At 63.4% G+C, this 7,850-nt stretch carries 10 protein-coding genes and 2 pseudogenes; 1 reads left to right on the forward strand and 11 read right to left on the reverse strand.

Translation table 11 applies throughout. The annotated features are described in order from the left end of the window. The 5 genes and pseudogenes from EN750_RS10265 to pcaD form a co-directional block, all read right to left on the reverse strand. Window positions 1-458: pseudogene (locus tag EN750_RS10265) on the reverse strand (lyase family protein); the annotation flags it as partial. Between the two features lie 19 nt (window positions 459-477). Further along, window positions 478-1,092, reverse strand: a complete 615-nt coding sequence (pcaG, locus tag EN750_RS10270; RefSeq protein ID WP_127396354.1) for a protocatechuate 3,4-dioxygenase subunit alpha — start codon at window positions 1,090-1,092, stop codon at window positions 478-480. Beyond that, on the reverse strand, window positions 1,092-1,847 hold the full coding sequence (gene pcaH, locus EN750_RS10275; protein WP_127318461.1) for a protocatechuate 3,4-dioxygenase subunit beta: 756 nt from the start codon (window positions 1,845-1,847) through the stop codon (window positions 1,092-1,094). Before pcaH ends, pcaG begins: the two co-directional genes overlap by 1 nt. Beyond that, a complete protein-coding gene (gene pcaC / locus EN750_RS10280; RefSeq protein ID WP_127318459.1) occupies window positions 1,837-2,244 on the reverse strand; it encodes a 4-carboxymuconolactone decarboxylase in 408 nt (135 codons plus the stop codon). The genes pcaH and pcaC overlap by 11 nt, the downstream gene beginning before the upstream one ends. Then, window positions 2,237-3,046 (reverse strand): 3-oxoadipate enol-lactonase, encoded by an 810-nt coding sequence (pcaD, locus tag EN750_RS10285; protein ID WP_127396355.1) that lies wholly within the window; start codon window positions 3,044-3,046, stop codon window positions 2,237-2,239. The genes pcaC and pcaD overlap by 8 nt, the downstream gene beginning before the upstream one ends. 92 nt (window positions 3,047-3,138) lie before the next feature. Here pcaD and pcaQ point away from each other — a divergent pair, with 92 nt between their 5' ends. Further along, entirely contained in the window at window positions 3,139-4,056 is a 918-nt protein-coding gene (gene pcaQ / locus EN750_RS10290) for a pca operon transcription factor PcaQ (protein WP_127396356.1), read from the forward strand. A gap of 22 nt (window positions 4,057-4,078) precedes the next feature. Here pcaQ and EN750_RS10295 read toward each other — a convergent pair. The 6 genes and pseudogenes from EN750_RS10295 to EN750_RS10320 form a co-directional block, all read right to left on the reverse strand. Beyond that, window positions 4,079-4,252: pseudogene (locus tag EN750_RS10295) on the reverse strand (FAD-linked oxidase C-terminal domain-containing protein); the annotation flags it as partial. 117 nt (window positions 4,253-4,369) lie between these two features. Continuing rightward, window positions 4,370-5,629: an ABC transporter substrate-binding protein gene (locus EN750_RS10300; RefSeq protein WP_127396357.1), complete on the reverse strand. Its 1,260-nt coding sequence runs from the start codon at window positions 5,627-5,629 to the stop codon at window positions 4,370-4,372. Between the two features lie 48 nt (window positions 5,630-5,677). Then, the gene (locus EN750_RS10305) at window positions 5,678-6,106 is read right to left on the reverse strand and encodes a DUF4440 domain-containing protein (protein WP_127266587.1); all 429 of its coding nucleotides are present in this window, start codon (window positions 6,104-6,106) and stop codon (window positions 5,678-5,680) included. Continuing rightward, window positions 6,103-7,158 (reverse strand): aldo/keto reductase, encoded by a 1,056-nt coding sequence (locus tag EN750_RS10310; RefSeq protein ID WP_127396358.1) that lies wholly within the window; start codon window positions 7,156-7,158, stop codon window positions 6,103-6,105. Before EN750_RS10310 ends, EN750_RS10305 begins: the two co-directional genes overlap by 4 nt. Before the next feature lies 1 nt (window position 7,159). Continuing rightward, window positions 7,160-7,516, reverse strand: a complete 357-nt coding sequence (locus tag EN750_RS10315) for a TIGR04076 family protein (protein ID WP_127396359.1) — start codon at window positions 7,514-7,516, stop codon at window positions 7,160-7,162. Then, window positions 7,517-7,850: DUF3830 family protein (locus EN750_RS10320; RefSeq protein WP_127396360.1), on the reverse strand; the 334-nt coding region annotated here is incomplete at its 5' end. It abuts the gene before it with no gap.

Consider the following 7,850-nt stretch of genomic DNA (forward strand, 5'->3'; position numbering starts at 1 on the left):
ATGCCGGTCAGCGCCCTGCCGCCAAAACGCTCTTCGAGCGAGGCGAGGCGCATGACGGTTTCGGTCAACAGCAGATCGAGATGCTCGACGACGGGTTTCAGCCGAAGCATCAGGCCCGTGTCGACGACGTCCTGACTGGTCGCGCCGAAATGCACTTTCTGGCCATGCGGTTCGCCGACCGCCGCCCTGATCTGGCGCACCAACTCCGGCACCATGACGCCGTCTTTGGCGACCCCGGCTCGCAGCAGAGCCGTGTTCGGCCGGAACGTGCCAAGCGCCGCCACGATAGCTGCCTCGGCATCTTTGGAGATTATCCCGTTATCGGCCTCCGCTTGCGACAGCGCCTGTTCAAAGGCCAACATGGCCTCGATTTCCGCCTCGACGGAAAAATGCCTCGCCGCTTCTTCGTCGCCGAGAAGAGCGGAGAGCAGCGGATGGTCGAAAGGCGATACAGTCATGTCACAGGCCTCCTGAGCATCAGCTATCGAAGAAGACCGTTTCCTTCTCCCCCTGGAGATGGACGTCGAAGACATACATATCGCCTTGGCGCTCGGCGATCAGCGTCGGCACGCGAAGGCGGTGCTCGACCCGCGCAAGGATCGGATCTTCAGCATTGGCCTTTTCCTCATCGGAAAAATACAGTCTTGTGTGCAGGCCGAGATTGATGCCGCGGGCGACGATCCAGAGCGTGATATGCGGCGCCATCAGGCGACCATCGTTGAACGGGACGCGGCCAGGCTTGATCGTCTCGAACGCACACAGGCCGGTGTCCATGTCGGTCGGGCAACGGCCCCAGCCGAAGAAGTTGGGATCGGCCGTGCCGCGCGGTTCTGCCGGCGAATTGTAGAGCCCGTCGGCATCCGCCTGCCAGATCTCGATCAGCGCATCCTTGAGCGGCGTGCCGGTGCCGTCGAGCACCCGGATGCGCAGGCCGATGCGCTCGCCCCTGGTCTTGTCGTTGACCATGGTGGCGCCAAGGTCGGTCGGATAGACACCGCCGATGCCGCAGAAATTGGGTGTCAGCCCGATATGGACGTACGGTCCGGCGGTCTGCGAGGGGCTCTCCCTGAGCCGGTCGAGCGACTGAGCCATCAATTGCCCTCCAGCCTGTTTTCGAACCGCGACGCGCGGCGCCCGCGCAGAACGATGTCGAACTTGTAGGCGCGCGCGTCGAAGGGGATCGTCGCTTGCATGTCGAGCGTTGCGATCAGCGTCTCAATGGCCGCCTTGTCGGGGATGCCGCGCACGATCGGGCAGTGCCAGATCAGCGGATCGCCCTCGAAATACATCTGCGTGATCAGCCGCTGCGCAAAGCCGTGACCAAAGACAGAGAAATGGATGTGCGAAGGCCGCCAGTCGTTCGGCCCGTTCGGCCAGGGATAGGGACCGGGCTTGACGGTACGAAACGCATAGAAGCCATCCTCGCCTGTAATAGTTCGGCCACAACCGCCAAAATTCGGATCGAGTGGCGCCAGATAGCCATCCCTCTTATGGCGATAGCGGCCACCGGCATTGGCCTGCCAGAACTCAAGCAGCGCGCCGGGCACGCCAACGCCGCGTTCGTCGAGCACCCGCCCATAGACGAGGATGCGCTCACCGAGCGCGCTCTCGCCGGGCCTGGCGAAATTGTGGATCAGGTCGGCGTCGAGTTCGCCGAGCATGGCGTGACCGAAGACCGGGCCTGCAATCTCCGATAGCGTGTTGTCGAACGACAGCGGCGCCTTTTGCGGTGAGCGCAGCACCGAGGTTTTATAGTTCGGCGTCAGAGCCGGCGGATGCCATGTCCGGTCGCGCTGGAAGAAGGCGCCGGTCTCGGGCCTCCGGGTCGAGCCGGACTCAGCGGGCATTCTGGCTCCCGTCCATTTCCGAAAACACCTCCTTGGCGATCTTGAAGGCACGGTTGGCGGCCGGCACGCCGGCATAGATGGCGACATGCAGGAACGCCTCGCAGATGTCGTCGCGCGACGCACCGGTGTTGGCGGTGGCGCGCACATGCATGGCGATCTCCTCATCATGGCCGAGTGCGGCCAGCAGCGCCAGCGTGACGATCGAACGCTCACGCTTGGTGAAGCCCGGCCGCGCCCACACGGTTCCCCAGGCAGCCTCGGTAATCAGCTCCTGGAAAGGCTGGTCGAAATCGGTGGCGGCGATTTCGGCCCGGTCGACATGCCGGTCGCCGAGTACCGAGCGCCGCACCGCGAGCCCCTTGCGATATCTGGCTGCGTCGCCGGGGACTTCATCCATGAGTTTCTGCTCCAGGGGCAAGCGACGCGATAAAACTGCGGATTAGGGCGACCAGCGCTTCGGGTTGTTCGACGCAAGGAATGTGTCCGGCGTCGCGGATGATCTCGAAGCGCGCGGCGGGGATCAGCTCGGCCAGCGAGCGGACGAGATCGGGCGGCGTCGAGCCATCCTGGTCGCCCGCGACACAGAGTGTCGGCACCGAGATGCGGCGTGCGGCATCGGTGAAATCGGCATCGCGAACGGCAACGCAGGTCCCGATGTAACCGGCGAGCGCTTGCCTGGTCATCATGTTCCTATAGCCGTCGAGCTCGGCTGGACGCGCCGCGTGGAAGGCGGGGGTGAACCACATTTTGAGCACGCCATCGGCAATCGCCTGGATGCCCTTGCTTTCGACCGTTGCGATGCGTGTGTTCCAGCTGTCCGTCGTGCCGATCTTGTGCGCCGTGTCGCAAAGGATCAGGCCTTCGACGATTTCAGGTCGCCTGGCATAGAGCCCCTGCGCGATCATGCCGCCGACCGACAGGCCGCACAGCACGACTTTGCTCAATTCGAAATGATCGATGAGGCCCGAGAGATCATCGACATGATCGTCGATCGACCTGATGTCGCCGATGTCGGACAGCCCGTGACCGCGCTTGTCATAGACCAGCAGCGGCATTTCACCATCGAGCGCCGAGACAATTTCGTCCCAGATCCGGAAGTCGGTGCCCAGTGAATTGATGAATATGATAGGGCGCTCATTGCCGCTCGCCTTGATGTGGCGATGGTGCAGCGTGATGCCGCCGATGGTGAGGAATGGCACGGTTTCGGTCCTTTGCCCCCACATTGCACAAGGCGTTTGGTTCAGTAAAATGATATTTTGCGTCGTTTCATTAACTCATGGGTTATTAATTCATGTCTGAGAGCCGGATCCGGTTCCGCCATTTGCAGGCATTCCTGGAGGTCGCGCGGCAGGGAAGCGTGGCACGAGCGGCTGACTTGCTGCATGTCAGCCCGCCGGCAGTGACCAAGACATTGCGCGAGCTGGAAGGGGCGCTGGGGGTTGCGGTGGTCGAGCGCGACGGCCGCGGCATCCGACTGACGCGCATCGGCGAGATCTTTCTTCGCCATGCCGGAACGGCGATCACGGCACTCAAGCAAGGCATCGATTCCGTCCGCCAGGACGGAGCGGTCAGCCGGCACCCGATCCGCATCGGCGCGCTGCCGACAGTGTCGGCGCGGGTGATACCGCTCGCCATGGGTCTGTTCCTCGAGGAGGACACAGGTGCGGCGATCAAGATCGTAACCGGCGAGAACGCCGTGCTGCTCGAACAGTTGCGCACCGGCGCGCTCGATCTTGTCGTCGGACGGCTGGCGGCGCCGGAAAACATGACCGGCTTCTTCTTCGAGCACCTCTATTCTGAACCGGTGCTGTTCGTGGTGCGAGCCGGACATCCGCTGCTCGATCCGGGACAGGATGTGTTCGCACGGCTCGACGAATTCCCGATGCTGATGCCGACGCGGGAATCGGTCATCCGCCCCTTCGTCGACCGCCTGTTCATCACCAACGGCATGACGGCGCCGGCAACCGAGATCGAAACCGTCTCGGACTCCTTCGGCCGCGCCTTCCTGCGGCAAAGCAATGCCGTCTGGATCATTTCGGCTGGCGTCGTTGCCAATGAACTCGGCAGCGGCGCCTTCGTCGCCCTGCCGGTCAACACCGAGGAAACCAAGGGACCGGTCGGCCTGACCATGCGGACCGACACCGCGCCCTCGCCGGCCTTTTCCATCCTGCTGCAGACCATCCGCGAAGCGGCAAGGCAAAGCGGCTGATGCGTCAGGCTGTGCGGGATCGTCATCGGCAGAAGGCAGTCGGGTCGAGGTCGAAGACCCGTCCCGGATTGAGGATGTTTCTCGGGTCAAGCGCTGCGTTCAGCCGCCGCATCGTGGCGATCTCGGCGTCGCTGCGGACCAGATGCAGCCACTTCTTCTTGTCGAGACCGATGCCATGTTCGGCCGAAACGCCGCCTGCCGGGCAAACGCTCGTCCACGCAAAGCGACGTCGTCCGTGTCCGTCGGCAATGTAAAACAGGACAATCGTCCGGTATCGATCACGATGGATCGTGATCGATACCGGAGAGTTGTCTTACTGAAGCTTGGCTTGCAGCGCGTTGACATCGTCGGTGGTCATTTCACCGTCCGTTGCCACCTTGCCGTCGACGATCTTCCACAGGCGGAACGGGCCGGTGATGTCGCCATATTTATCGAAGGCGACAGGGCCGATGACACCTTCATAGCGGATCGGCTTGCCGTCCTTGATCAGGCCGAGCGCCTTGGCGAATTCTTCCTTGCCGGCAAAGATCGGCGTGCCGGTAGGATCGACGGCCTTGTACATCGCGTCCTTGATCTTGGCCGGATCCTCCGAACCGGCGATGGCGATGGCCAGACCAACAATCGCGCCGGCGTCATAGGAGCGGTCGGCCGCCGGATTGGTCGGTTCGATGCCGGAGAATTCCTTGTAGTTCTTGGTGAAATACTCCGTCGAGGCCGTCGGGCTGGTGCCGGAGGACGTGCCGTAGGCTTCCTTCAGATAATCGGCGCCGACGGATTCGATGAAGTCCGGGCTGTTCATGCCGTCATTGAGCAGGAATTTCTGCACGCCGCCCTGCGAGATCCAGGTACGGGCGACCGTAGCGCCGTCGACCGGCGTGCTGACGAGGTAAAGACCGTCCGGTTCGCCGGCCATTGCCGCCGTGACTTCCGAGGCATAGCTCGACTGCTTCTCATTGTAGGGCGTGTCGGAGACGATGGTGCCGCCGAGCGCTTTGTAGGCACGTGAGAATTCGGCCACCATGTTGACGCCGAAATCGTTGTTGACATGGATGATCGACAGCTTCTTGAAACCCTTGTCGACGGCGTATTTGGCGGCGGCGACGCCCTGCAGCGCATCCGAGGTGATGGTGCGGAAGAAGATGCCGTTGGTCTTGCCGTCGCGGCCGAGCGCGGTCAGCGTCGGCGAGGACGAAGCCGGCGAGACCTGGACGATCTTGGCTGGTGCGGTGACCGAAGTCAGGATCGGGATCGACACCGAGGAGATGATGCCGCCGATGATGACCGGCACCTTCTTGACCTGAACCAGCTGGGTGGCGGCGTCAACGGCGACGTTGCCCTGGCTCTGGCTGTCGCGCGTGTCGGTGACGAGATCGCAGCCGCGCACACCGCCGGCTCCGTTGATGTCGCGGAAGGCCATCTCGACCGACTTGGCGCCGGCCTGGCCGTATTCGCCGGCCGGGCCGGTCAGCTCCATGACGAGGCCGACGGTGATCTTGCAATCGGCGGCTTGCGCAGCACCCGCCATCGTGACGAGGGCGAGCGCGGTGGTGAGTTGGAGTATCGTCTTTGTCATTGTTGTTCCCCTTTCGTTACTCGACTGTATTTGAATTCTGGAGCCTGTTCAGCGTTCCGGCACCTGCAGCCAGGTCTCATGCAGATGTCGCCATTCAACGCCGTTGGGCGCCGATGAACTGGTGGTGAAGACGGCACTGGACTGGCGGCGGCTGTGCTTGCCTGCGCGCAGCTGCGCTTCGACATAGAGGACGACGATGGTATCGGCGTCCTGCCAGCCGGGCCGGATGTCCTCGATCGAAATGGCAAAACCATCGTCGCAGGAAGCGCGGCTTGCGCGGACATGATCGATGACCGCTTCGCGGTCGAGGATCTGCCCGTCCGGCGCCACCATGCTGAGGTCTTTGCCCATGGCGCGTTCGAAGCGGCCGAAGTCCACCGTGTTGGCGCGCGCAGCGACGAACCAGTCGACGAAGAAGCGGTGCAGGTCGATGATTTCGGCGCTGGCGCGTGAAAACAGGGAGGGCTCGTCGCTCATTTCTTCCCCGCATTGAGGTTGTAGTGCATGATCGAGCCGTGACGGCCGTGACGGTCGCGCTCCAGCGTGTAGACGTCGCCCTCGAGACCGGTGCCTTGCGCGATGACGGCGGCAATCCGCGCCCGGTCTTCGGCGTCGAGCGCAACGTCCATGATCTTTGCATTGGCCAGCGCATGCGCCTGGTTGCGGGCGCCGACGATGACGGCCGCCACTTGCGGCTGCTCCAGCACCCAGGCGCTGGCGATGGTGGCGATGTCGACGCCGTGGCGGTCGCCAACGGCCTTCAGCGCCTGAAGCAGGTGCTGGAAAAGGCCCCCGCCGCCGAAATCGTCGATGATCAGCTTGTATTTCACCAGCGAGCGGTTTTCGAGCGGCGTGGCCGGTTCGGCCACGCCGAGCCATTTGTCGCTGAGAAAGCCGCCGGCCACCGAGCCATAGCAGAGGAAGCTGACGCCGTGTTTGGCGGCGAGGTTCGCCAAGCTGTTGCCAGGCCGCTGGTCGAGCACCGAATATTGCAGCTGCTGGCTGACCAGCGGTATGCCGGCGGCAAGGATTTCAGCCAGGCGCGGCGTGTCGAAATTGGTGGTGCCGAGATTGCGCACCTTGCCTTCAAGCCGAAGCTCGTCGAGCCAGCCCATCGCCTCGACATAGCGAGGCTGGTCATAATCCCACCAGTGGAACTGAACGAGATCGAGCCGCTCGGTCTTCAGCCGCCGCAATGACTGGTCGACGATGCTCCTGATGTAGTCGCGGCTGATGCTGGCCAGCCGTTCGAGGTCGGGCACCAGCTTGGTGTGCACCTTCATCCGGGCGGCGACATCGAGGCCGCGCTCACTGGCCAGTCGCAGGCGCGCGGCGCCGATCAATTCCTCGACGCCGGTGTAGATGTCGGCGCAATCATAGGTCCAGATGCCGGCATCGAAGGTGGCGATCAGATCGGCCACCGCCTGGCTGCGGTCGATGGCGCCGTGGCCGCCGGCCAGCTGCCAACCGCCGCGGATGACGCGCGAGATGGTGTAGCCAGAGCCGAGTTCGAAGGTCTTGGCACTCATCTCAGGTCATCCTCTTTAGGCATTTAGGCAGCGGCACCGCCGTGGTCTCGGCGTGGCTGAACCGCCGCTTGGCCATCCTGACGATCCTCAGCCGGCTGGCGCAATTGGGATCGGGACAAGCGATCTCCGCGTCCGAGGTCATCCAGTCGTTCGGGTGGGTTGGGCGCTGCTTGGCCGCCAGCAGAGGCAAGACGGCGGCGAGCGAATAGATCGAAAAACCCTGCCCTGCCGGCATCGACAGCATCTCGCCCTTAAGTTCGAAATAGTCGCCTTCCTTGGCGCCGCAATAGATCGGCTTGCCCTCCGGGATGACCGCCTCGACGCGAAGATCGAACAGCTCGAAACTGTCGTCGGCCATTCAAGCCTCCATCAGGCTGAAGGTAACATCGCAGGCGCCGTTGCGGCGGATGACACCGCAAGCGGCGGCGAACCGGTCACGCTCTTCGACGCGCACTTGCGCCACCACGCTGCCGGCCAGCCAGCCGATCGGGAACAAGAGCCGCGCGCCCTGCCCGTAGTAGAGGCCGATGTCGAAGATCGCATTGGGATTGCCGCCCCACATGCGTGGCGGCACGTAGGAAAGCACGATGTCGCCCGGCTGCGGCGTCAGCGTCGCGTTCTCGGCCGGCAACGGTTTCGCATAGGCCTGGCCCTCGAGATCGGCCGCGGGAACCGGACAGGAGATTTCCGGC

The organism is Mesorhizobium sp. M7A.F.Ca.ET.027.03.2.1, assembly GCF_003999175.1.
Lineage (GTDB): Bacteria > Pseudomonadota > Alphaproteobacteria > Rhizobiales > Rhizobiaceae > Mesorhizobium.